Origin of the sequence: Solwaraspora sp. WMMA2101, from assembly GCF_049179175.1 — a bacterium.
Lineage (GTDB): Bacteria > Actinomycetota > Actinomycetes > Mycobacteriales > Micromonosporaceae > Micromonospora_E.
Genome location: NZ_JBMHMA010000006.1, coordinates 2,746,590 through 2,769,901, shown reverse-complemented (window position 1 = coordinate 2,769,901; position 23,312 = coordinate 2,746,590). Strand labels below are relative to the sequence as shown.

The window sequence follows — 23,312 nt, the reverse complement described above, 5'->3', positions numbered from 1 at the left end:
CGGTCGTGGTGGAAATTGCAAGTCAACTGCCGTTGCTGATCTGCATATCATGGCCGTCCGGTGGCCGTGGGTAGGTCATCGCCCCGCACTCGGGGCACCACCGGCTCTTGACCTTGAAACTGAGCAGGCCGGCGAGGAAGCCGACCAGTGCGGCGCTGGCCATCGCGATCGCGAAACCGACGTCGGACATCTTCCACCTCCCATAACGGTGGTGAGCTGGGAAAAGTTCGGGCGGCGTGGCGGCCGGACGGCTCGGGGGTGCCGTGCCGGCCGCCACGCCTGATTGGGGAGAAACGTCCCTGGCCGTTCGGATGGTTTGCCGCCCACCGATCGGTCAGGTCGTATTCGTCGACGAAAGGTCCGCGCCGATTTGCGGCGCTTCGATCTCGTTCCCGAACGAAGACGAGTCTGTCGGCCAATCCGCGCCACCGCAACACTGTCGGGGCCCTGTGATAGAGATATGGCCAGCCAGTTGTATAGACCTCGGTCGACCAGAAGTTGACCTGCCAGACGTGCATGATCAGCCCGGGTGTGATCAATTCCAGGAGGTGGCACCAATGTCCTCGGCCCTGTTGAACTCGTCGGTCCCGCGCCGCCAGCTCGGTCGGGAGCTGCGTCGGCTGCGGGAGCGGCTGGCCCGGGTCCCGCAGACCACGGCGGCCCGTGAGCTGGACTGGTCGGCGACCAAGCTGCTGCGGATGGAGCGGGGTGAGGTGCCGATCCGCGCCGAGGACGTGGTGCTGCTCTGCGAGCTGTACGGCGCTGACCTGAAGACCGTCGAGGCGCTGGCCGCGCTGGCTCCGAAGACCAAGGAGAAGGGTTGGTGGCACGACTACGCCAGCATCCCGTCCTGGTTCGAGCTGTTCATCGGCCTGGAGGAGGCCGCCTCCCACCTCCGCGAGTACCACGTCGACCTCATCTCCGGCCCATTGCAGACCCGCGAGTACGCGACCGAGGTGTTCACGCGCAACCCGCTGCGCCTGTCGCCCGAGGTCATCGAGCAGCGGGTGGCGGCACGGCTGCAGCGTGCAAAGCTGCTCACCCGGATGGAGCCGCACCTACCCCGGTTCGACATCCTGCTGGACGAGGCAGCAATCCGTCGCCCGGTCGGCTCCGGGGCGGTGATGGCCGCCCAGCTGCGCCGGCTGATCCAGGTCGACGAACTGCCGAACGTCTCGATCCGGCTGATCCCCTTCAGCGCCGGCGTCCACAGCGGATCTCTGACTGGCAGCTTCGTGATGCTCGACTTCCCCGCCGAGCTGGAGCCGACCACCGTCTACGTCGAGGGCCTCACCGGCGCGCTCTATTTGGACCGCCCTAATGAAGCCGATTCTTATACGATGGCCTTCGATGACCTGACGGCCGCAGCGCTGGGTCGGGCCGCGACACGTGACCTCCTCGCCCGGACCGCAAAGGAGTACGAGTCATGATCGACCTGTCCACCGCAACCTGGCGCAAGAGCAGCCGCTCCAATGCTCAGGGCCACTGTGTCGAGGTGGCCGATGCCACCTGGCGTAAGAGCAGCCGATCCAACGATCAGGGCGACTGTGTCGAGGTGGCCGACGGGCTCGGCGGCGTCGTCGGCGTGCGGGACTCCAAGGACCCGGCCGGGCCGGTGCTGGTGATCTCCCCGACGAGCTGGTCCGCCTTCATCGCCGCCACCAGGACCAGCACCTTCACCGCCTGACCGTGCGGCACCTGCGATGACTGCCACGATGTGAGGCTGGGATACCTATCGGCACGCGGGTTAGGTATCCCAGCCGCACATCGTCGTAGCTGCTTGGCCGCTACGGCTCAAAAAAGCGGCTTTTCGGCCGTGTCGCCGTCGCCGTCGCCGTCGCCGTCGGCGGCGGCGGCGATGACCGGCGTCGGCTGTCGGTGTGGCTTGCGGGCTACCGCCGGCACCGGCAGGACTCCGGCGGCGGTCAGCTCCTTCACGGTGAGCTGTTCGCTGGCGACGATCCGGGTCAGCAGGTCTGCCTGTTGCGGCTCCAACTCGACCAGACGGCGCAGCACCGTCAGCAGCTCGATCAGCTCGATGGTCCACTCGTGCGGCCAACGCTCGACGTGGATCTTGTCGAGTGGGCTGGACACCTTTCCGCCCGGATCGGCCTTGCGATACGAAAACCACTTCTTGACCACCTGCATGCCGCCGACGTCGTAGGCCCACACTTCTGCCGGCACCGGCGCGAACTCGCCCGACCCGACGTGTAGCTTCTCGCCGGCCTCGTCGTGGCTGATCGTCGCCGGTAGCGGTTCGGCCGGGATCGCTACCGTGTTTAGTGGCCCTCGCGGGTCACCAGTGGGGTAGCGGATGTTCCCCTGAGGACGGTCGGCAGCCGGGTCGGCCAACGCCTCGCCGTAGGTGTGTAGCCACACCACCTGGCGGCCAACCTCCACGGCTTCCCGCCACAAGGCCGGATCGGTGGTCAGTGGCACCCGGATGCCCGGCGTCACCAACTCCTCGGCGAAGCGCGGCGTGAAACCACGATGCGCCACCACTCCGGCGATGTACGCCACCAGCTCCTCGACCGTCACCGTCGACCCGAGTCGTTCGCCGAGCACCGCCAACAGCCGAGGCGCGACGTTCGCCATCCCACCCGGATGCAACATCGGCAGCACCCGTCCACCCTCAGACCCCTTAAAATGATCCATATCCGGGATCAGCGCCGAGAAGACCACGCCCGGCCCAGTCTCGATGAGTCGGCTATGCTGTTCATTCACAAAAACCTGACTGGCCTTCGCGGATTGCCAAAGGTCTGGGCTGGGCCGATGTATAAGGCGGTTGTCTGGCACGATCCACTGGCGATCGAAGCTGCGGTATGAGACGCGGGTTGGTTTGGGGCATTCGCCCGTTTCGTCTGCTATGGTGCCGCTGTGCTTATGGCCTCCGGGGAGATGGGCTACCCGAGAGCTTATCGTGCGATCGGTGCTCTCTTTGAAGAGGACCTTGCGTTGGTCGGGCGTCTCGACAGAGACAAGGCGAGACCAGCGTTTCTGAAGGACATCCTTATCGGGGGCATATACCCACGTCCTGTTGGGCTTCACTCCGGGAGCGGTCCATGGCATCAGGTCGTCGAGGGCGGGGTAGTTGTCCCAGTCGGAGACGGAGGCCGGGGTGAACGGGGCGTGCCAGTCGGGGCGGACCGGCTGCCACGTCTCGCTGTCGAGCGTCAGGTTGGCGAGCTGGGCGTACTTTGCCTCGCGGCGGCCCTCCAGCACGGCGTACCGAATGGTCGCCGGCTGTTCGCGGTCGCTGCCGGCGTGCCGGACGAAGATGCCGATCGCCAACGGCTGCTGCACGCCAGGGAAGACGCGGGTCGACACGTCCGGGCGCATCCCTTCCGGCGTGGCGTTGATGATCCAACCCTCGTCGCAGGTGCGGCGTAGGTATTCGCGCATGCCCTTGAAACCTGGGCCCCGCAGATAGCCGGCCGTGGTGATGAAGGCGATCACGCCATCGCTGTCATCCTTGTATGCGTCGAAAACCTTCCACGTCGCCCAGCGCCAGAAATAGACGTACAGGTTCTTCAACACGTACTCGGTGCGGCCGTTACCGGGGAGGCGGAAGTCTATCAGCGGCGATTTGGTGTCGACGTTGCCCTTCTCGATCCACCCGCCTCTGCCTTCGGCGCGCTCGTGGTAGGGCGGGTTGCCAATGACGACGGTTACCGGCGTCTCGCGCTTGACTTTGTTGGCTTGCCGGCGGGACCGGGAGATCTGAGCAAAGACCGAGGGCATGTTCTGCTCGGCGTACGGGTCATCGAGAGTGTTGGTGACGTAGAGCCGTAAGCCGCCGGATGGAAGCTTCGCGCCGTACCGCTGGAGCATGTCGGAACCGCGCAGCTCGGCCACGGCGAACGGACCCATCTGCATCTCGAAGCCGACCAGCCGCTTGGCCAGCTCCTCGACGACGCCGGGCACTACCCCGGGGCCGTCCTGCTCGGACACCTCGTCACCGACCTGCTTGATGATCTCGTGTAGGAAGGTGCCGGTGCCCATCGCCGGGTCGACGGTGAACACCTCAGGGGAGCCGAACCCCCTGGCCCGACCGAGTCGGGTCCGCAGCACCTCGTCGACCAGTCGCACCATCTCGGTGACAACCTGGTGCGGCGTGTAGTAGGTGCCGGACTCCTTGCGTAGCGCCTCGTCGTACTCCTCTAGGAAGTGTTCGTAGAGGTGCAGGTAGGCGTCCACGTTGCTGCTGCGGATGCGCGGCCAGTCGACGGCGTTGATCACCCTGATCAGCAGGTCGACACTGACCCGGAACTGCTGCTCGATGTTGTCGGTCAGCAGTTGCAGCGCCCGCCCCATCAGCGAGTGGGTGTTGCCCAGCTTGCCGCCGACCTCGTGCAGCGTCGGCTTCTCCAGGTCGATGCCCTCCGACCGGGCCAGCAGCAACGCGAAGGTGACTGTCTGGGCGTACGCGTCGGCGAAGGCGTGGTCGTCGATCGTGGGGAACAGCAGCCGGCGCCATTCGCCGGCCAGCATCGTGAACGGCTGCTCCTCCTTGGCCTGGCCGGCGCGGATGCCGGTCGCCTCCCGCCCAATCCGGTCCAGGACCTCGTGGCGTAGCAGTCGGCACAGCGGCGCGATCGACCGGACCAACTGCGCGACCGAGCGCACCGGCGCTGGGTGCCAGGAGAGGAAGTCCCGCAACACCTGCTCGAATGCGGCGTCCTGCACGATCAGCCGGCGGCCGGCCGTGGCGAGGTCGCCGGTCAGGTACGCCGTCTCGCCGACCTGTTCGCCGTTGCGAAACAGCGCCCAGCTGTGGCCGTTGGTGTAGAGCAGGTTGGGCAGATCGCGGAGGCGTTCCCATTGCCTCCTGTTGTGCCCACGGAACTTAGCAGGGTTGATGGAGACCGAAGGTTCCTTGACCTCGATGTATCCGCTGATCACCCGGTTGACCTTCATCGCGTAATCTGGACGGACTTGGAGGTCGGTCATGTGCACTTCGGGGTACATGCTGGTGCAGAGCTTGAGGTTGTCGGCGAACGTTGTGATCAGGTGCTGGATGGGCGGGCGGATCGCCGCCTCGCGCTCGCCGGGACCCTCCAGAGCGGCTTTGCACATCTGGCCGAACTCCGCGACGAGCTCAGCCAGCCTTTGGTCAGTCACCAGATTCACCTGCCGTCTCCCTCAGCCTGTCCGCCTCGGCAGGTTACCGTGGACCCCTGACGGACGTCCTCCCCGTTGTGGGCGTACGCGACTCCAAGGACCCCGGCCGGGCCGGTGCTGGTGATCTCCCCGACGAGCTGGTCCGCCTTCATCACGGCTACCAAGGGCGGCACCCTCACCGTCTGACCGCGCCCGCACCTGCGCTGACTGCCACGATGTGAGGCTGAGATACCTAACCAGCTCGTCGATAGGTATCTCAGCCTCACATCGTCGACGCTGTCGCAGGCGTCAGACGGCCGAGCCGAACCCGGCGACGTCCTTGGGGTCGGAGCCGAAGCGGTTCGGGCCGGGCGTCCCGTTCTGCACGTAGAACACCAGCAGCACGATCCAGCCGATGATCGGGATCAGCCCGATCAGGATCCACCAGCCGGACCGGTCGGTGTCGTGCAGCCGGCGTACGGCGACCGCCAACGACGGCAGCAACAGCGCCAGGCTGACGAGCAGGCCGATGACGCCGTTCGTGGAGTCCTCGAAGTTGGTGCCCAGCGCGGTGTCGAGGATCGAGGTCACGATGCCGACGAGGAGAGAGAAGAGGGCGAACCACCAGTACTCGGAGCGACGGGCCCGTCCGCTGAACCCGACGTACTGGGTAAAAACAGAACGAACTGCGTCGGTAAACGACATGACGCCTCCAGCGTCTCAAGCGGAGCGAACCGTGACACTCAGGGTAGGAGGCTGTCGCAAGTGGATCTTGTCTGCCTGAGCGCACGATGCCCGTGAGACCGGCGCTGCTACGAACGGCGCTCCAGTTCGCCGAGGACCTCGGCCATCGAGAACGTGTCGCCCGAGGCGAAGTCCTGCCTGGACCGGCAGAGATCCGCGAGGGCTTCGTTGTCGGAGAGCAGGTCCAGCGTTTCCCGCATCGACTCGTACTCGGCTACCGCGATCAACATGACGTCCGCGTGGCCGTAGTGGGTGATCGTGAAGCGGTCGTGCTGCCGGGCGACCCGATCGGCGAGTTCAGCGATTCGAGCCTTGGCCTCAGTGATCGAGATGGTCTCCACGGCAGCCATTCTGGTGGCCGGTGAGAGTTTTGACTATCAGCTACGAACCCGCCACGGGTCCGTACTATGAGCGCAGCGTGTTTTTGATCTTGCTGGCGGCCTTGTCCACGCCGTGCATCACCTTCTGGGCCGTACCGCTGCTGACCTGCAGGAGCATGCTGGCGCTCAACGCCTTTTCGACCTCGGACAGGCCCTCCTGCGCCGACCCGCCGAGCCGGGTGGCCGCCGCCTGCATCACCTGTTTGGCCTGGCCGTCGTCGGCCTTCTCCGCGCAGTTGGTCAGCGACTGCGCGTTGAGCACGCCGAGTGACAGGGTGGCGAACGCGGCGTTGAGCCCGGCCGTCTCGAAGGTCAGCTCGTCACCGGAGCCGTTCATCAGGAACGACGCGATGATCTTCTCGTCCATGCCGCCGGTCATCCGGGCGGTCGGGCTGACGTACTTGGGCATGCCGCCCAGCTCGCCGATCAGCGCCTCCCAGGTCTGCACCCGCTCGCTGGCCGATGTCCTGAGCCGGCCGTACAGTCCGGCCAGGATCGGGTTGGGGGTGCGCCGGGTCAGCATGGCGAACAGGTGGACCCCCATCAGGTCGTGGGTCTTCCACGCGGAGAGCTGGTCGGCCAGGAACGGGCCGTTCAGACCACTGCCAGTGGCGAAGGCGGCGAGTCGGTCGTCGTCCACCGCCCGCTCCGGCGTGACCGTCACCATCGGGCCGGGCTTGATCATCGCGCCGGTCTCGGTGCGTACGGCACTGGGCGTCATCGCGCGACCTCCTCTCGGACCTTCTCGTGGGCGTACTGCTCGGCCGGGTACGGGCCGTCGGTGATATTGCGGTACTCCCGGCCGTTGCGCTGCGCGTTCTCGTCGATGACCTGCTCGCTGGGTGCGCCACCGGCGTTGACCGTCGCCATGTGCTTGATGTAGCGCTCCGGCCACTCGGCGACGAAACCGGTGCCGAACGTGGTGATGTCCACCTGTTCGGCGATCACCTCGCGGATGAAGTCCTTGTTCGGCTGGAACTTCGTCGGCTGCGGCATCTCGGCGGGGAGGATCTGCTCCGGCTCCCGGCCGTCGTACCGGCGCAGCAGATCGGCCGCCACCTTGAGCTGCTCGATCTCCATCGCCAGGTTCAGCTCCCAGACCTGCTTGATCCGGCGGTCGTCCTCGTCCTGGGCGAACGACCAGTACATGTAGCACTCGTTGTACTCGTGGTGGACGAGCTGCTCCAGCCAGCTCTCCGCCGGGTCGAGCATCGACTCGTACTGCGTGACGTGTTCCTCTTCCACCATCGCGATCTCCAGGTAGAGACCCCGGGCGATCGGCTCGACGAACTCCGGCCCCACGTTCATGTAGTAGTTCATCGTCTGCTGCTCGGCGGCCGTGATGGTGATGGCGTGCATCCGTGACAGCGGATCGACGGTGTGCTTGTCGTAGTGCTTGCGGACGTTGTCCTCGGGGTGGCGGTGGTGGTGCGACGTCGGCCGCCCCGGCATGACCTCGGTCAGGTAGTCGACGATCGCCTGCGCCTTCTTGCCCTGGGTCAGCTCGTACAGGTTGGAGTAGCGGTAGAGGTGGTCGAAGTCCTCCAGCAGGCCGAACTTGTAGTTCTGCCGCAGGTACGGGTCGGGCTCGTTGCGGGCGACCCAGGCGGTGATGTCGGTCGCCACCTGCTCGTACCCGAGCACGACCTCCAGCACCGACTCCTGGCCGGGGATCATCCAGTTGATCGCCTTCTGCTGCTGTTGCTCGATGTAGCGCAGGTAGGCGAGCTTCTGCCGTAACTCGATGTCGTCGACGTGCCGGTTCATCTGGTGGCTGAACGTGATCGCCTCCACCTCGATCCCGTTCATCACGATCACCCGGCACCGGGTGTACGGATCGACCCCGTGCGGCTCGTACGGCTCGACGTTCAGTTCGGACCAGCTCCGTAGCTGTTTTTCCAGCGGGATGCCGGTTTCTTCGAGCGGGTTGAAACGCATCGCCTCTCCTTCTCGGGGCCGTCCGGCACATCGCCGGCTGCCTGCCGCGCCGGCAACCAACGAAGGCTGTCGACCCGCACAAATCACACCATTTCCCGCGAGCTGTGTGCAGCGGAACGGCCGGATGGCGGCGGCTGAACGTCAACGGCGGCCGAGTATCGACGGCGGCCGACCGTCAGCTGCCCGGTTTCGCGCCGACCCGGCGGGCGGTGGCGGCGGCAGCGGTCAGCGACTCGTCGACGACGCCGGCCCGTTGCCGTACCGCCGCCAGCGTCTCCTTGACGGTGCCGAGCGCACCGAGCAGCTGGGCCGGGTCGCCACCCTGCAGCACCCGCGCCACCAGCCCTGCCGCCTCGTCGGCCTTCGCGGCGGCCGCGCCGATGCCGTCGCGGACGGCGCGCAGCTTGTCGCCGGCCCGACCCAGCGTGGCCAGCACCTCCGCCGGTGACGGCTCCCTCGGCACCGGCACCACCGTGGCCGCCGCTTCGTCGAGCGTGCCGGTGACCCAGGCCAGCCCGGCCTGCAACTCCTTCAGCGTGTTGCGTACCTGGATCATGCCGGCGACGATGCCGCTGAAGCCGCCGGCCGCCGCCTGACCGGCGACCCGCTCGGCCTCCTGCTGGGCCGCCGCGGCGGCCGTCCGGGCCCGTTCGACGCCCGCCCGCATCGCCTGCAGATCCTTGCCGACGCTCTCCACCGGTGCTGCCACGATCGCTCTCCTCACCCCGTTTGACCTGCTGTTTTACATGGTGCGGGGTGGTCGGTGGAAAAGCCGGCAGACTAGCCGTCGGTCGCGGTCGTGTCCGCCGTCTGGCCCTGGTACCAGGCGAGCTTCTCGTCGAGGCGGGCCCGCCAGCGGTGCAACTGGTCGATCTGCTGCTCGACCGCATCCGCATGCTCCCGGAGCAGCGCGATCCGCTCCGGGACGGTCTGTGGGTCGCGGCAGAGCTCGCCGTAGCGGCGGAGCCGTTCGATCGGCATCCCGGTGTCCCGCAGACAGCGCAGGAAGTCGAGCATGCCCAGGTCGTCGTCGCTGTAGACGCGGCGTCCGCCGGAGTTGCGGGCGACCGGCGACAGGATCCCTTCCCGCTCGTAGTAGCGCAGAGTGTGGATCGAGAAGCCGGACCGGGCCGCCGCCTCGGCGGGTGAGTAGGCCGTCATACCGCTGACAGTACCGCTTGACCTAGAGCGCGCTCCAGGTCGCAAGGTGGACGCATGACGTACGAGAACTCCCCGACTACCACCACCACTGTCCCGAGCACGCCGGCACCGGCCTCGCCGCTGGTCCTGGGCGCGATGATGTTCGGCACCCGGATCGACGAGGAGACCTCGTTCGCCCTGCTCGACCGGTTCGTCGAGCGGGGCGGCGAGTGGATCGACACCGCTGACTGCTACGCCTTCTGGGCCAGTCAGGACGGCCGGGGTGGCGACAGCGAACGGGTCGTCGGGCGGTGGCTCGCCGCCCGGCCCGGCGTACGGCAGCGGGTGCGCATCGCGACCAAGGTCGGTGCCGAGCCGCTGTGGGCCGGCTCGTGGCCGCGCGTGCGGGCCGGGCTCAGTCGCCACGCCGTCGCCGACGCCTTCGCCGGCAGCCTGGACCGGCTGGGCGTCGACAGCGTCGACCTGCTCTGGCTGCACCAGGAGGACCGGGCCGCCCCGATCGAGGAGACCGTCGACGCGGTCGCCGAGCTGGCCGCGTCCGGTGCCGTACGCAGGGTCGGCGCGTCCAACCACCCGGCCTGGCGCATCGAGCGGGCCCGCGCCCACGCCGCCGCTACCGGCGCCCGGCCGATCGACGCCCTGCAACTGAACGCCACCTATCTGCGGGCCCGCCCCGGCACGCTACCCGAGGGGGTGGTCCATCCGTTCGGCCTGCTCAGCGACGAGCAGCGGGACATCGCCGAGGCGTACCGGATGGAGGTGTGGGCGTACACCCCGCTGCTGTCCGGTGCCTACGACGACCCGGCCAAGCCGATCCCGCCGGTGTACGACCACCCGGGCAGCGCGCGGCGGCTCGCGGCGCTCGACGACGTCGCCCGGGCCACCGGCGCGACCCGTGGCCAGGTGGTGCTGGCCTGGCTGGTGGCGCAGGGCATCCGTCCGATCCTGGGCGGCAGCAAGCCGTACCAGTTGGAAGCGGCGCTCGACGGGGCCTCGCTCGCCCTCACCGACGAGCATCTCGCCCGCCTGGATGTCGCCGGCTGATGCTCAGTCGGGCCGGGATCCTCGGATGAACTGGTCGACGGCCGTCTCCAGGATCCCGTCGAGCAGTTCGGTGGGGACCAGGTTGCCGTTGATCAGAGCGGCGATGCCCTGCAACGTCGCGAGCAGCACGACGCCCACCCGTTGCGGGTCGCCCGGGGCCAGGTGGCCCTGCGTCTGCCCTTCCTCGATGAGGTCCTGCATCAGCCCGATCGGCGCGGCGGCGGCTTCGACGAGCTGATCGGCGCCGGTCTGGTGCTTGGCGGCGAACATCAGCTCCAGCAGTGCGGCGTCCTCGGTGGCGAACCGGAGGTAGGCGGCCGCCATGGCCTGCAGTCGCGGCCTGAACTGCTTCCCGGCGGCGTCGATCGCCGCGCGGAGTTCGGTGCCCAGCCGGGCGAATCCGGCCTCGGCCAGTGCGTCCAGCAACGCCTGCCGGTCGGCGAAGTGCCGCCGCGGGGCGGCGTGGCTGACGCCGGCCTCGCGGGCCAGCTCGCGCAGCGAGAGCTGGCCCGCGCCGTGCTGGCGCAGGCTGCGTTCGGCGGCGGCGAGCAGCGTCGTCCGCAGGTTTCCGTGGTGGTACGCGGGCACAGCCCACCCTAACCCAATGTTGTCGTTGACAACATTGTTGTCGCTGACTACATTGTTTTCCATGACAACATTCACCGCTGCCCGGATCCCCGACCAGGCCGGCCGGACCATCGTCGTCACCGGGGGCAACAGCGGCATCGGTCGCGCCGCCGCCCGCGCACTCGCCGCCCGGGATGCCCGGGTCGTGCTCGCCGTCCGCGACCCCGCCAGAGGTCGTGACGCCGCCGCGACAATGACCGGCGACGTGGTCGTGCGCCGGCTCGACCTCGCCGACCTCGCCTCGGTCCGCACCTTCGCCGAGAAGTTCACCGAGCCGGTCGACGTGCTGATCAACAACGCCGGGGTGATGATCCCGCCGCTGGGCCGCACGGCCGACGGATTCGAGCTGCAGCTCGGCATCAACCACCTGGGGCACTTCGCGCTCACCAACCTGCTGCTGCCCCGGATCCGCCAGCGGGTGGTCACCATCTCGTCGGGCGGCCACCACGCTGGCAAAATCGACTTCGACGACCTCAACTGGCACCGCCGCCGCTACCGGGCCTTCCCGGCGTACGCCCAGTCGAAGCTGGCGAACCTGCTGTTCACCGCGGAGCTGCACCGTCGCCTGACCGAGGTGGGCTCGCCGGTGCTGGCCACCGCCGCGCACCCCGGCATGGCGGCCACCAACCTTCTCGGGCACCAACGCCGCCCACTGCAGCGGTTGCGTACGGTGTTGTTCAAGGCGCTCGGGCAGAGCGACGACGGCGGCGCGCTGCCCACGCTCTACGCGGCGGTGGCGGACGTCCCCGGCGGCAGCTACGCCGGACCGGGTGGCCTTGGGGAGATCCGTGGCGCGCCCAAACTCGTCGGCCGATCGTCGGCCGCCCGCGACGAAGCGCTGGCCCGCCGACTCTGGACAGCTTCCGAGGAACTGACCGGCGTGGCCTTCCCGCTCGCCACGACACCGGCCTGACCCGGCAGCCATGATGTCCTAGTGCAGATCTACTTTGATTTTGATGGTGATCAAGGCCGGGTATCGGTGGAGGTCGTGCCGAACGACGATCCGGTAGCTGTCGGCAAGAGTGAACGAGAGTTGGGGATGCCGGTCTGCACGGCGTCTGTCGAATTCAGTGCCCGTGGCTACCGGTCGATGCTGGGTTGGGTGCAGCTGGTCAGTGAGCCAAGTACGGCAGACCGGTTCGAGATCGACCCGTTCGACCTGTTCGCCGACTCCACCGCACCATTCGCCTGGTACGGGTTTCGGCCGGTGCTCTTCGACGCACCCTCCCGCTGGCGCGCTGGCGCTGTGCAGTGGCGGGCACACAGCTTCCTCACCATTGGTCCGTGGGACCTCGACCGGCGTCTTGTCGTCCCGCTCGTAGGGTTCGCCTGGGGTTACGAACAGGATCCGCAGGACCGGTTACGTCTATTGCAACTGCGGTTGCTCGGGCCGGCTGACTGGGATAGTCACCGCCCGTACATGATCGAGAAGTACCCGGCTTGGAAGTTCAGCGACGGAAACCCACTGGCAGAACAACGCTGACGCGTGCGGGTCGCGGCTGGCCGGTCGGCAACGGCGAGGCCGCGCTCGGCGAGCACGGTGGTCAGGCAGACAGCCGTCAGCCCGACCCCGTGCGGCAGCAAGCTGTACCAGTTGGAAGCGGCGCTCGACGGCGTCACTCTTGCCCTCACCGACGAGCACCTCGCCCGCCTGGCCGTCGCCGGCTGACAATGCTGACAGGTTCCTGACGGTTGGCCGGAATTCTGGCTCGCATGAGCAGATATCGACAGATGCGTCCGGCGAGCCGGCTGGCCGAACCGTTGCTGGCCGCGCTCGCCGTGACGGCGATCGGGCTGTCGGCCGGGTGCGGCGGCGGTGACGGGAACACGAGCGCTACCGGTGCCCGAGGGTCGGCTGGTGACACCGGCGACAGTGGTGTCGCCTCGATCGTGGGCAGCGCTGGGCCGGACGCCTCGCCATCGCCGCAGGCCGAGCGTCCGTTGATCCGCCCCGACACGTCCGCTGAGGAACAGGAGCGGCTGATGAACCTCTGGCTGCAGTGCTTCGAGGACAACGGGGTGTCGGAAATGGAGCGGAAGACGAGAGCGGACACCCCGCAGGTGCGGCAGGTCGCCGAGGACTGCGCTCCGCTGGAACCCGAACGGCTGTGGCAGCGTTCCCTGCGCCTCGACCCCGAGTACCCGGACAAGCTTCTAGCGTGGGCGGAATGTCTGCAGGACCGGGGGATCGACGCCTTCGTCGATGGAGACTTCCTGTCACTAGCTGATGGACTACCAGCCGGCACCGAGATCGAGGACTGCGAAGCAGAGGTGTTCAGCGGTAGCTGACCGGATCGCAGTGCCGGGCCGGGAGGCGTACGGTGACGTGCGTGCCCCGGCCCGGCTCGCTGGCCACGGTGATGTCGCCGCCGTGTGCGCGGGCCAACTGCCGGGCGATCGGCAGACCCAGCCCGCTGCCGCCGGTGCGCCGGCTGCGCGAGGCGTCGGCCCGCCAGAACCGGTCGAACAACTTCGGCAGATCGTCGGCAGCGATCCCGATTCCGGTGTCGACCACCTCGATGGTCAGCCAGTCGTCGCGTACCGCGCAGTCGACGGTGACCGAACCCCCGGCCGGGGTGTGCCGGACAGCGTTGCCCACCAGGTTGCCGACGAGTTGCCGCAGCCGTACCGCGTCGAGGACGACCTGCGGATCGCCGTGCACCGTCCCGGTCAGGGTGACCCCGGCGGTGGCAGCGGCCCCCTGATTGGCCTCGACGACCTGGGTGAGGACGTCGCCGACGAAGGTCGGCTCCGGATGCAGGGTGAAGGTGCCGGCATCAGCGGCGGCCAGATCCCGCAGGTCGTCGATGACGTGCTGCAACAGGGTGGCTTCCTCGGTCAGCAGGGTGAGGGTGCGTGGATCCACCGGTGCCAGCCCGTCCTGGGCGGCCTCCAACCAGGCCCGGATGTTCGTCAACGGGGTACGCAGCTCGTGCGCGACGTCGCTGACCATTGCCCGACGCTGCTGTTCCAGCTGGTCCCGCCGCTGCGCCAGATCGTTGAGGGCGGTGGCGAGGTAGCCGATCTCGTCGCGGGTGGTGACCGGCACCCGGCGCTGCCGGTCGACCGGCGCACGGGCCGCCTCGGTGAGCGCCCGCAACGGCCGGACCAGGCGCATCCCGACTCCGACGGTGACCGCGACGGTGAGCAGCAGGACCAGGCCGGCGACGCCGGCGATCCGCAGCAGATTCCCGGTGGACAGGTTGACGGTCGGCGACCCGGCGTCGGTGGCCGTCGCGTCGGTGACGTACAGCAGCACCGGCGGTGCCGCGTACGCCCGGAGCTGGTTGCGTAGGCTCGTCTCGGCGCAGGCGCGGGCGTCGGCCTCGGACGGCGCACCCGGGGAGGCCCGCAGGACCCGGAGGTCCAGTGTCGGAGTGACAGCCAGATCGATGTTCGCCGAGTCGGGCCCGAGACAGGCCTCGGTGAGTTCGAGCAGCTCGGCCAGGGGTGCGACCTCGCTGCGTGCCGGCTCGCGCAGCAGCGCCGGCTCCGGGCAGGCCAGCGGCCGGCCACGGTCGATGCCGGCGTCGAGGATCGTCACCGTCGCCCGGCCGCCCGGCAGCTCGACGACTTCGGCGGCGAGCCCCGCCCCGTCGACCAGGCAGCTCCGGTGGTCCTCGGCCGCCCTGCGGATGCCGGCGCGTTCGTCGTCGCTCAGCCGGTACGGCCCGACGACCCGGGTGTCGATGCTGGACTCCTGGCGGCTGGCGGCGAGCGCCGGGTCGAGGTCGAGCGGGTCGACGATCGCTGACGGGCGGGCGTCGCGCAGCGCCGGCCCGGGTGCCGACTCGACGACCGGGTCGCGGGTCACCGGGTCGAGCAGCACGATCCGCCGGTCGGTGCGGGCCGCCAACTCGTCGACGGTCGGCGCGACGGCCGACCAGTCGCGGTGCTCGACCGCGTACGTGATCAACGTGTCGTAGATGCTGACGTCGTCGGCGAGGGACCGGCCCTGCTCCTGTTCGATCGCCCGGGTCGTCGACTCCACGGTCAGCCAGGCGGTGGCGACGACCGCGCAGACCGTCACGAGCACCGACGCGGTGAGCAGCCGCAGCACCAGACTGTGCCGCAGCGGCACCCGGGCACCCCCGGTGGCCGCCGACCCGGTGCCGGTCGGCTCAGCCATTGGTGGGGTCGCGGAGTTTGTAGCCGATGCCGTACACCGTCACCAGGTACGTCGGCCGGCGTACGTCCGGTTCGATCTTGCGGCGCAGGTTGACCATGTGGGTGTCGATGGCCCGCTCGGTCGAGTCCCGGTCCACGCCCCGGGTGTGCTCCAGCAGTTGCGCCCGGGTGAAGGCACGCTCCGGCTGTTGCGCCATGGCGGCCAGGAGGGCGAACTCACCCGGGGTGCAGACCACCGGCCGCCCGTCGAGGGTGACCTCGCGGCGGGCCGGGTCGACGGCGAGCGCACCGACCCGCCGTACCCCGTCGATCGTGGTCGGCAGCCGGTCGACCCGGCGCAGCAGCGTCCGGACCCGGGCCACCAGCTCACGCGGCGAGTACGGCTTGGTCAGGTAGTCGTCGGCGCCCAGGTCCAGCCCGCGCAGCATGTCGTCCTCGTCGGCGCGGGCGGTGAGCATCAGTACCAGCACGTCGGATTCGCGGCGCAGGATCCGGCAGACGTTCAGCCCGTCCAGGCCGGGCATCATCACGTCGAGCACCAGCAGGTGCGGGCGTAGCCGACGGGCCTGGTCGAGAGCGGCGCGGCCGTCGTGGACCACGGTGGTGCGGTGGCCCTCGGACTCGAGGTAGCGGCGCAGCACCTCGGCCTGCCGCCGGTCGTCTTCGGCGATCAGCACGTGGGCAACCACCGCCGAACCATACTGTGTCGTGAGGCCGGGACAGGGGTGGGAAATCGCACCGTGGCGGCCTGACAGGATCCTCACAATCGCCGCTGACGCTGGCCGGCATGGTGCTCTCCCTGCGGGTCGCGGGCCGTCGTTGGCGGCGGGCCCTGACGTACGGACTGCTCGTCGTGATGCTGGTGGCCGGGTTGGTGGCGGCATCGACCATGGTCGGCTGGGGCTGGCCGGGCCGGGGTGCGACCGCCGACGCGGCCACGGACCCGGTCTGGGTGGCGACCACCGAGGTCGTCCGGATGGACATCTCGGACAGTCGGGAGCTGGACGGCACTCTCGGCTACGGGGCGGCCCGGCCGGTGCGGGGCGCCGACGGGGTGCTGACCTGGCTGCCCGAGCAGGGCTCTATTGTCGAGCGTGGCCAACAACTGTACCGGGTGGACGATCAACCGGTCCTGCTGTTCTATGGCGGTACGCCGTTGTTCCGTACCCTCGACACGCCGAACCTGGTCGGCCGGGACGTCCGGGTGGTCGCCGACAATCTGGTGGCGCTGGGCTACGACATCGGTTGGCAGCCGCCGGTCGGCACGACCGTCGCGATGCCGGAGCAGACCGCGGACACCAGTCAGGACGCGAATCCGGCACGGTCACCGGACCCGGAACAGTCACCGGACCCGGAACAGTCGGCGCAATCCGCTCGGCAGCCGACCGCGGCCGGCGGCGCGGTCACCGTCCGTACCGGCGACGCCGTCCTCACCGCGGACCTGATCGCGGCGATCCGGCGCTGGCAGCGTGACCGCGACGCGCCGGACACCGGCACGCTGCGGCCCGGCGAGATCGCCGTACTACCGGGGAAGGTCCGGGTCGACGCGGTCGCCGCGCTGGCCGGCGACAGCGCCGCGTCGGACATCATGTCGGTCACCCCGACAGACAAGATCATTACGGTACGGGTGGGAGCCGGCGAGGCGAACGGGATGCTGCCCGACGCGCCGGTGACGATCACCCTGCCCGACGGCGCGACCGTCCCCGGCCGGATCACCGCAGTCGGCACCGTCGTCACCGACCCCGAAGGCCAGCCGGGGCAGGAGCCGCAACTGAACCTCAGTGTCGTGCCCGACGACCCGGCGGCGGTCGCCGCGCTGGAATCCGCGCCGGTCCGGGTGCAGTTCAGCACCGAGGTACGCGAGCAGGTCCTCGCCGTACCGGTCGGCGCGCTGCTGGCCCTCGCCGAAGGCGGGTACGCGGTCCAGTTCACCGACGGCACCCTGACCGCCGTGGAGACCGGGCTGTTCACCCGGGGCATGGTCGAGGTGACCGGGACCGGCCTCGACGAGGGTATGACGGTGGTGACCACCTCATGAGCGTCGCGGTGCTGTCGGTCGTCGGGGCCGGGATGAGCTACCCCGGCGGGGTCGCCGCGCTGACCGACGTCGACCTCGACATCCACGCCGGTGAACTGGTCGCCATCGTCGGCCCGTCCGGTTCCGGCAAGTCCACTCTGCTCAACATCATGGGCACCCTGGACCGCCCGACCACCGGTACGGTCCGCCTCGGCGGCCACGACGTGACCAGCCTGTCCGACCGGCAACTGTCGGCGCTGCGCGGGCGCTGGCTCGGCTTCGTCTTCCAGCAGTTCCACCTCAGCGACGGGCTGACCGCCGCCGAGAACGTCGCCACCGGCCTGCTGTACGCCGGCGTGCCGCGCCGCCGACGCCGGCACCTGGCCACCGAGGCGCTCGCCCGGGTCGGGCTCGCCCACCGGGTCGGTCACCTGCCCCGACAGTTGTCCGGCGGGGAACGGCAGCGGGTGGCGATCGCCCGCGCGCTGGTGAACGACCCGGCGCTGGTGCTGGCCGACGAGCCGACCGGCGCGCTGGACACCGCCACCGGTCGCGCCGTACTCGACCTGCTCACCACGCTCAACGCCGACGGCACCACGATCGCGGTGATCACCCATGACCGGGACATCGCGGCGCGGCTGCCGCGCCGGGTGGAGATCCGCGACGGCCGCCTGGTCAGCGACGTCCGCCAGCAGCCGGTGGGGGCGGCATGAGCCCGATGGATGCTCCTCGGCGGGCGCCGCTGGAACTGCCCCGGCCGGTGCGGCTCGCTCCGCTGGACCTGCTGCGGCTCGGCCTGGTCGGCATCCGCACCCGCCGGTTGCGGGCGACGCTGTCGGCACTGGGCATCTCGATCGGCATCGCCACGATGATCGTGGTCACCGGAATTCCGGCGGCCAGCGAACGGGCCCTGCTGGCCGAGCTGTCGGCCCTCGGGGTGAACCTGCTGCAGGCGACGGCCCGTGCCGGCGACGACGGGATCACCCGGCTGCCAGTCGAGTCGCCCGCGATGGTGGCCCGGATCGGCCCGGTGACCGCGACCAGTGCGGTCGCCAACACCAACACGGTGATCCGCCGGTCCGACTGGGTCGACCCGCGCGACGGCTCCGGGCTGACCGTGCTGGCCAGTGCACCGAGCCTGCCGGAGACGCTCGACGCGCGGCTGCGGACCGGCCGCTACCTCGACGCCGCCACCGAACGCCTGCCGACGGTGGTGCTCGGCTCGGTGGCCGCGACCCGGCTGGGCATCGTCGACCTGGGGCGGCCGGACTCGCCGACGCAGGTACGCATCGGCGACGAGTGGTTCACCGTGATCGGCATCCTGGAGCCGCTGCCGCTGGCACCCGAGATCGACCGCGCGGCGTTGGTCGGCTGGCCGGCCGCCGAGGCGAAGTTGGGCTTCGGCGGGCATCCGACGGTGATCTACCTGCGGGCGCACGAGCCGTCGATCGAGGCGGTCCGGGCGGTGCTGCCGGCGACCATCGACCCGCAGCGGCCCAGCACGGTGCAGGTGACCCGGCCGTCGGACGCGCTGGCCGCCAAACGCGCCACCGAGAGCAGCTTCGCGTCGCTGTTCCTGGCCCTGGCCGGGGTGGCGCTGCTGGTCGGTGGGATCGGGGTGGCGAACACGATGGTGATCTCGGTGTTGGAACGTCGCGCGGAGATCGGGCTGCGCCGGGCGCTCGGCGCGAGCCGGGGGCAGATCCGGGCGCAGTTCCTCACCGAGTCGGTGGCCATGTCGCTGCTCGGCGGCCTCGCCGGTACGGTGCTCGGCCTGCTCGCCACCGCCGGCTACGCCCTGGTCAACGACTGGCCGGTGGTGGTGCCGCCGGGGGCGACCCTCGCCGGGCTGGGCGGGGCGCTGCTGGTCGGTGTCGTCGCGGGCGGCTATCCGGCGTTCCAGGCGGCCCGGCTGCCGCCGACCCGGGCGCTGAGCGCACCCTGACCGGCGGTCTGCCTTGGCTGGCGGTCTGTCTTGGCTGGCATGAGGAGCGCCGGGCGGAGGACAGGTAATGCGCCGGGCCGGTATTCCTCTGAGGAATAATTATTCCTCAGAGGAATACCGGCTGAAGCCTTACCTGCCGGTGTCGAGGTGACAGTGGGTGACGTCGTGGGACGCTGGCGGTGGACGGCGAGGACGGTGAGCCAGGCGGCCGTCTGCGCGACGAAGACCGGCACCGAGAAGACGTCGTGCAGCGCGCCGACCGCTCGGCAACATTGACAGGAGATCCTGTCTTGACAGAATCTCCTGTCAATGGCAGGTTGGTGACCGTGCAGGACATCGAAGTCATCGAGGATCCGCAGGTGGCGGTCGCCGCGCTGGAGCCGACCCGGTCGCGGCTGTTGGCCGCGCTCGCCGCCCCGGCCAGCGCAACCGAGCTGGCCGGGCGCACCGGGCTCACCCGCCAGCGGGCCAACTACCACCTGAAGGCACTGGAGCAGCACGGCCTGGTCCAGCCGGCCGGGGAGCGGCGGCACGGCGGCCTCACCGAGCGGCTGCTGGTCGCCAGCGCCGCCGCGTACCTGGTGTCACCGGCGGCGCTCGGCGACGCCGCCGGTGACCCGGCACGCACCGCCGACCGGGGGTCGGCCCGCTACCTGATCGCGCTCGCCGCCCGTACGGTCCGCGAGCTGACCCGGCTGCTGCGCCGCGCGGACGCCACCGGCGCGCCGGTCGTCACCTTCTCGCTGGACAGCGAGGTGCGGCTGGCGGCGTCCGCGCAGGCCCGCGCCGCGTTCGCCGACGACCTGACCGCCGCCGTCGCCGCCGTGATCCGCCGGCACCACCTGCCGGCCGACGCCCCCGGCGACGACTACCGCCTGATCGTCACCACCCATCCGAGGGAGAGCGTCAATGACTGACCCTGTCGAGGTGTCCGCCGAGGTCGTCGGCACCCCGGAGGAGCTGTGGCCGCTGCTGACCACCGGCCCCGGCATCTCCACCTGGTTCATGCCGGCCGAGGTCGACGCCGTCGCCGGGACCGTCCGGCACCGGTTCGGCCCCGGCGACGACGAGGTCTCCGACGGGGCGATCGTCGCGCACGAGGCACCGCACCGCTTCGCCTACGTGGAGGAGTGGGTGCCCAGCGAGGGCGCCGCGCTGGTCGCCTCGACCACCGAGTTCCTGATCGAGGCGGTCTCCGGCGGCACCAGCCTGGTCCGGATCGTCTCCGCCGGCTTCGGCACCGCCGGCCCCGACGCGCAACGTCAGGCCGAGTCGACCGCCGCCGGCTGGACCCAGGCGCTGCGGGTGCTCACCCTCTACCGGGCACACTTCCCCGGCCGGCCGAGCGCGTCGCTGCGCGCCTGGGGACACTCGACCCGACCGATCGTCGAAGTCTGGCAGGCCCTGACCGGCGACCTCGGGCTGACCGGCGCGGCCGTCGGCGAGCGGGTCCGGGTCGGCGGCGACGCACCACCGCTGGCCGGGCAGGTGGCCGCGCTCGCCGGCACCGGAATGACCCTGCTGCTGGACGAACCGGCCGACGGCGTCGCCAGCGTCACCGCCGCCGACTTCGGCACCAGCCGGGGCATGGTCGTCGACATCTTCTGGTACGGCGAGCACGCCGCCGACGCCGTCGCCGCGTACGGGCCGGCCTGGGAGAAGTGGATGTCGACCCGCTGACTCGTTGACCCGCTGAGCCGTCGTCCGGCTCCGTGGCCCCGACCGGGCTGTCCGGTTCGGTAGGGTGCGGAGGGAGGTGCCTGGATGGCCGAGCCGGCGAGCAACACCCAACACCCAGCGGGCGCAGCGGACCCCTCGGCGGGCGCAGCGGACCCTTCGACGGAGTCGGCCGGTGAGGGGCCCCGCCCCGGGTGGCGATCCCGCCCCAGGTGGCAGTTGATCACCGCAGGGGTGCTGGCCGGTCTGGTGGTGCTCGGTGCCGCCACGGTCGTCGCCTGGCGGGTGCTCGCCCCGGCCGAGGTCGTCACCCCGTCCGGCTACCAGCCGTCGCCGCCGACCGCCGAGCCCGGCCCGGTGGCCCGGCTCTCCGCCGCACCGTTGCTGGTCGACGGTCGGTTCCGGGTCTACGCCACCACCCGCCAGGTGCGCGCCGACGGCCCGATCGACATGCGGACCCAGGTCACCCCGGCCTGGTCGTTCCGGCGTTGGCCGGAGCAGGTGACCGGGGTCGTCGCCACCGGCACGACGGTGGTCAGCCGCTGGTCCGACGGCGAACTGGTGGCGATCGACGCGGTCAGCGGCGAGGTCGCCTGGCGGGCGGCCGGACCGCAACCCAACGACACCGGGTACGCCGGCCGGCGCACCGGGGCGCAGACCGTCTACGCCCCGGCGGGCCTGCACACCGTGGTCAGCGGGGCGGACGGTCGAGTGATCGTGCTGGTGCAGGGCGGCTCCCAGCTGGTCGGTCTCGACGCTGCGACCGGCCGCCGCCTGTGGCAGACCACGCTGCCCGGCCAGGGTGACGCCTGCCGGGACGCCGGCTTCAGCACCACGGGCGGCCAGTTCGCCCTGGTCAACAGCTGCGCCGCGCCACCGGTGGTGGAGTTCTACGAGGTGGCCGACGGGAAGTTGACGTCGACCTGGCAGCCGGAGGGTGCCGGGCCGGGCCTGGCGGTGGAACCGCTCGGCTGCACGGTCGCCCGCTCGCGGTGCGCGGCGCTGCGGACCACCGGTGCCGGCGAGTCCCGGGGCTGGCTGGTCGACGGCCCGGAGCCGGAGCCGGCAGCGGCGCTCGATCCGGTGGACGCGATGCTGGTCGACGGCATGGCGGTCCAGTTGGCCGCCGACGCCAGCGATCCGGCGGTGGTCGCGCAGGCGGTCCGCACCGGTGAGCAGGCGTGGCGGTGGCCGCTGCCGACGGCGGTCGCGCCCGGCCCGGACACCACCGGGGACCGGCTGCTCGCCGTGCAGCCGGGCCGCGTACACCTGTTGACCGCCGCCCGCGAGCTGGTCACTCTCGACGCGACCACCGGTGCCGAGCTGTCCCGCTTCGTGCTCATCATGCCGAGTGAGCGGATGACCGACTGGGCGCCGGGCTACGTGTACACCCAGGATGGCTTCGTGGCCGTCGAACGGCTCCGGCTGCCGGTCGACCCGGACGCCGACGACGGCCGTTACTACTGGATCCAGGAGACGGTCATCGTCGCCGGCACCTGACCGGCGCGGTCTGCCGCCCGGCGGGACGACACCCCGGCCGGACGACAGCCGGACAACCACCTGCCGGTGCCGTCAGGCCGTCCGGTCCCGGCGGCGGTAGGCGACGACGCCGAGCGCGCCGAAGGCGAGCAGCGCGATCAGCACGCTGATCCCCACCGCCGTCGTCGGGCTCACGATCGCGGACGACTCGACCAGCGCCGGGCCGAAGACGACCGTCGCGGTCGTCTCCCGCTCGACCTTTCCACTGGTCAGCGCGAGCTTGGCGGTCCAGCGGCCGTCCGGCACGACCGCCTCCAGCGGCAGTTCGATCATCCGGTCGTCGCCGACGGCGAGGGTGGTGATCTCCACTGGGAACGGGCCGGCGGACAGGCCGCCGGGCCCACCGGTCAGCGTCAGCTCACCGCGCAGATCGAGCGCCCGCTGCCCGGTGTTGCGGACCCGTACGCCGATCACCGGGTGTCCGTCCTTCGTGCGCTGCGCGGTCAGGTCGCCGAGCGTGAAGTCCGACGGCGGTTCGCCGCCGTCCCCGATCGACAGGTAGACCCGGATGCCGCTGCGGGCGACGTTGTGGACGTTGGCGTTCGGGTCGGGCCGGTCACCGGCTTCGGCCCAGATCACCCCGTAGTGCTCGCCGCTGGTGGCGTCGTCGGGAACGGTGATCCGGGCCAGCACCCGGGTGCGGTGCTCCGGGTCGAGGCGTACCTCGGTCTCGTCGAGCGTGATCCACTCGGTCAGTTCGTTGTCCGCACGGCCGTCGCCGAAGAGGAAGCCGCCCTTGTCGACGACCGCTGCCCCCGGATACAGGGCGATCTCCCGGGCGCCCGTCGAGAAGTTGGTGACCTCGAAACGCCGTTCGATGACGTCACCGGGGTTGAGATGGTCCACGATGTAGATGTGGGCCCGGTAGTCGTCGCGGCGTTCCAGCGGTGCGTCGAGCAGCCGGATGCCGAGGCTGGTCGCACCGGCGTCCGGAGCCGGTGCGGCGGACGCGGGCACCCCGGTGCCGACCAGCAGCGGCACCAGGGCTAGCGCGGCGATTCGACTACGCAAC

The 23,312-nt window shown here is 70.2% G+C and carries 25 protein-coding genes; 13 read left to right on the top strand and 12 right to left on the bottom strand.

Going from position 1 to position 23,312, the window contains the following annotated elements; genetic code table 11:
* Nucleotides 1-22: 22 nt before the first annotated feature.
* Nucleotides 23-190 carry a hypothetical protein gene (locus ACN28F_RS13365; protein ID WP_289208283.1) on the bottom strand — a complete coding sequence of 56 codons (168 nt, stop codon included), beginning with the start codon at nt 188-190 and terminating at the stop codon, nt 23-25.
* Nucleotides 191-557: 367 nt separating this feature from the next.
* Between ACN28F_RS13365 and ACN28F_RS13360 the strand changes: the two genes are divergently transcribed.
* Nucleotides 558-1,430 (top strand): helix-turn-helix domain-containing protein, encoded by an 873-nt coding sequence (locus ACN28F_RS13360; RefSeq protein WP_421358009.1) that lies wholly within the window; start codon nt 558-560, stop codon nt 1,428-1,430.
* Nucleotides 1,427-1,687: a DUF397 domain-containing protein gene (locus ACN28F_RS13355; protein ID WP_421358007.1), complete on the top strand. Its 261-nt coding sequence runs from the start codon at nt 1,427-1,429 to the stop codon at nt 1,685-1,687. Before ACN28F_RS13360 ends, ACN28F_RS13355 begins: the two co-directional genes overlap by 4 nt.
* Nucleotides 1,688-1,794: 107 nt before the next feature.
* Here ACN28F_RS13355 and ACN28F_RS13350 read toward each other — a convergent pair whose 3' ends face one another.
* From ACN28F_RS13350 to ACN28F_RS13320, 7 genes are all read right to left on the bottom strand, one after another.
* The gene (locus ACN28F_RS13350) at nt 1,795-5,130 is read right to left on the bottom strand and encodes a type ISP restriction/modification enzyme (protein WP_421358006.1); all 3,336 of its coding nucleotides are present in this window, start codon (nt 5,128-5,130) and stop codon (nt 1,795-1,797) included.
* Nucleotides 5,131-5,409: 279 nt separating this feature from the next.
* Nucleotides 5,410-5,805 (bottom strand): DUF805 domain-containing protein, encoded by a 396-nt coding sequence (locus ACN28F_RS13345; RefSeq protein WP_421358004.1) that lies wholly within the window; start codon nt 5,803-5,805, stop codon nt 5,410-5,412.
* Between the two features lie 107 nt (nt 5,806-5,912).
* Nucleotides 5,913-6,185, bottom strand: coding sequence for a type II toxin-antitoxin system Phd/YefM family antitoxin (locus ACN28F_RS13340; RefSeq protein WP_421358002.1), 273 nt, complete (start codon nt 6,183-6,185; stop codon nt 5,913-5,915).
* Nucleotides 6,186-6,249: 64 nt separating this feature from the next.
* Nucleotides 6,250-6,945: a hypothetical protein gene (locus ACN28F_RS13335; protein ID WP_421358000.1), complete on the bottom strand. Its 696-nt coding sequence runs from the start codon at nt 6,943-6,945 to the stop codon at nt 6,250-6,252.
* Entirely contained in the window at nt 6,942-8,162 is a 1,221-nt protein-coding gene (locus tag ACN28F_RS13330) for a hypothetical protein (protein WP_281552841.1), read from the bottom strand. Before ACN28F_RS13330 ends, ACN28F_RS13335 begins: the two co-directional genes overlap by 4 nt.
* A gap of 175 nt (nt 8,163-8,337) precedes the next feature.
* Nucleotides 8,338-8,871, bottom strand: coding sequence for a DUF6244 family protein (locus tag ACN28F_RS13325; RefSeq protein WP_421357998.1), 534 nt, complete (start codon nt 8,869-8,871; stop codon nt 8,338-8,340).
* Nucleotides 8,872-8,942: 71 nt separating this feature from the next.
* A complete protein-coding gene (locus ACN28F_RS13320) occupies nt 8,943-9,323 on the bottom strand; it encodes a MerR family transcriptional regulator (protein ID WP_289208278.1) in 381 nt (126 codons plus the stop codon).
* A gap of 54 nt (nt 9,324-9,377) precedes the next feature.
* Between ACN28F_RS13320 and ACN28F_RS13315 the strand changes: the two genes are divergently transcribed.
* Nucleotides 9,378-10,367, top strand: coding sequence for an aldo/keto reductase (locus ACN28F_RS13315; protein WP_421357996.1), 990 nt, complete (start codon nt 9,378-9,380; stop codon nt 10,365-10,367).
* A 3-nt stretch (nt 10,368-10,370) separates the two neighbouring features.
* Here the strand turns inward: ACN28F_RS13315 and ACN28F_RS13310 are convergent, their stop codons facing one another.
* A complete protein-coding gene (locus ACN28F_RS13310) occupies nt 10,371-10,955 on the bottom strand; it encodes a TetR/AcrR family transcriptional regulator (protein ID WP_421357994.1) in 585 nt (194 codons plus the stop codon).
* Between the two features lie 61 nt (nt 10,956-11,016).
* Here ACN28F_RS13310 and ACN28F_RS13305 point away from each other — a divergent pair, with 61 nt between their 5' ends.
* The 4 genes from ACN28F_RS13305 to ACN28F_RS13290 are packed head-to-tail and all read left to right on the top strand — an operon-like array spanning nt 11,017 to nt 13,283.
* Complete coding sequence (locus ACN28F_RS13305) at nt 11,017-11,907, top strand: oxidoreductase (RefSeq protein WP_289208275.1); 891 nt, start codon at nt 11,017-11,019, stop codon at nt 11,905-11,907.
* Between the two features lie 21 nt (nt 11,908-11,928).
* Complete coding sequence (locus ACN28F_RS13300) at nt 11,929-12,477, top strand: hypothetical protein (RefSeq protein ID WP_289208274.1); 549 nt, start codon at nt 11,929-11,931, stop codon at nt 12,475-12,477.
* A gap of 57 nt (nt 12,478-12,534) precedes the next feature.
* Nucleotides 12,535-12,663: a hypothetical protein gene (locus tag ACN28F_RS13295; protein ID WP_289208273.1), complete on the top strand. Its 129-nt coding sequence runs from the start codon at nt 12,535-12,537 to the stop codon at nt 12,661-12,663.
* Nucleotides 12,664-12,707: 44 nt separating this feature from the next.
* Complete coding sequence (locus ACN28F_RS13290) at nt 12,708-13,283, top strand: hypothetical protein (RefSeq protein ID WP_289208272.1); 576 nt, start codon at nt 12,708-12,710, stop codon at nt 13,281-13,283.
* Here the strand turns inward: ACN28F_RS13290 and ACN28F_RS13285 are convergent.
* Complete coding sequence (locus ACN28F_RS13285; RefSeq protein ID WP_289208271.1) at nt 13,270-15,123, bottom strand: sensor histidine kinase; 1,854 nt, start codon at nt 15,121-15,123, stop codon at nt 13,270-13,272. The genes ACN28F_RS13290 and ACN28F_RS13285 overlap by 14 nt on opposite strands.
* Nucleotides 15,116-15,811: a response regulator transcription factor gene (locus ACN28F_RS13280; protein ID WP_289208270.1), complete on the bottom strand. Its 696-nt coding sequence runs from the start codon at nt 15,809-15,811 to the stop codon at nt 15,116-15,118. The genes ACN28F_RS13285 and ACN28F_RS13280 overlap by 8 nt, the downstream gene beginning before the upstream one ends.
* Before the next feature lie 98 nt (nt 15,812-15,909).
* Here ACN28F_RS13280 and ACN28F_RS13275 point away from each other — a divergent pair, with 98 nt between their 5' ends.
* From ACN28F_RS13275 to ACN28F_RS13250, 6 genes are all read left to right on the top strand, one after another.
* The gene (locus ACN28F_RS13275) at nt 15,910-17,160 is read left to right on the top strand and encodes a hypothetical protein (protein WP_289208269.1); all 1,251 of its coding nucleotides are present in this window, start codon (nt 15,910-15,912) and stop codon (nt 17,158-17,160) included.
* Nucleotides 17,157-17,852 (top strand): ABC transporter ATP-binding protein, encoded by a 696-nt coding sequence (locus ACN28F_RS13270; protein ID WP_421357990.1) that lies wholly within the window; start codon nt 17,157-17,159, stop codon nt 17,850-17,852. The genes ACN28F_RS13275 and ACN28F_RS13270 overlap by 4 nt, the downstream gene beginning before the upstream one ends.
* Nucleotides 17,849-19,084 carry an ABC transporter permease gene (locus ACN28F_RS13265; protein ID WP_421357988.1) on the top strand — a complete coding sequence of 412 codons (1,236 nt, stop codon included), beginning with the start codon at nt 17,849-17,851 and terminating at the stop codon, nt 19,082-19,084. Before ACN28F_RS13270 ends, ACN28F_RS13265 begins: the two co-directional genes overlap by 4 nt.
* 326 nt (nt 19,085-19,410) lie before the next feature.
* A complete protein-coding gene (locus ACN28F_RS13260) occupies nt 19,411-20,001 on the top strand; it encodes a helix-turn-helix domain-containing protein (protein ID WP_289208268.1) in 591 nt (196 codons plus the stop codon).
* Entirely contained in the window at nt 19,994-20,764 is a 771-nt protein-coding gene (locus tag ACN28F_RS13255) for an SRPBCC family protein (RefSeq protein ID WP_421357985.1), read from the top strand. Before ACN28F_RS13260 ends, ACN28F_RS13255 begins: the two co-directional genes overlap by 8 nt.
* 216 nt (nt 20,765-20,980) lie before the next feature.
* Entirely contained in the window at nt 20,981-22,261 is a 1,281-nt protein-coding gene (locus ACN28F_RS13250; RefSeq protein ID WP_289208266.1) for a PQQ-binding-like beta-propeller repeat protein, read from the top strand.
* A gap of 72 nt (nt 22,262-22,333) precedes the next feature.
* On the opposite strand, the gene ACN28F_RS13245 is transcribed toward ACN28F_RS13250, so the two are convergent.
* Nucleotides 22,334-23,311 carry a hypothetical protein gene (locus ACN28F_RS13245; RefSeq protein ID WP_421357983.1) on the bottom strand — a complete coding sequence of 326 codons (978 nt, stop codon included), beginning with the start codon at nt 23,309-23,311 and terminating at the stop codon, nt 22,334-22,336.
* Nucleotide 23,312: the final 1 nt, after the last annotated feature.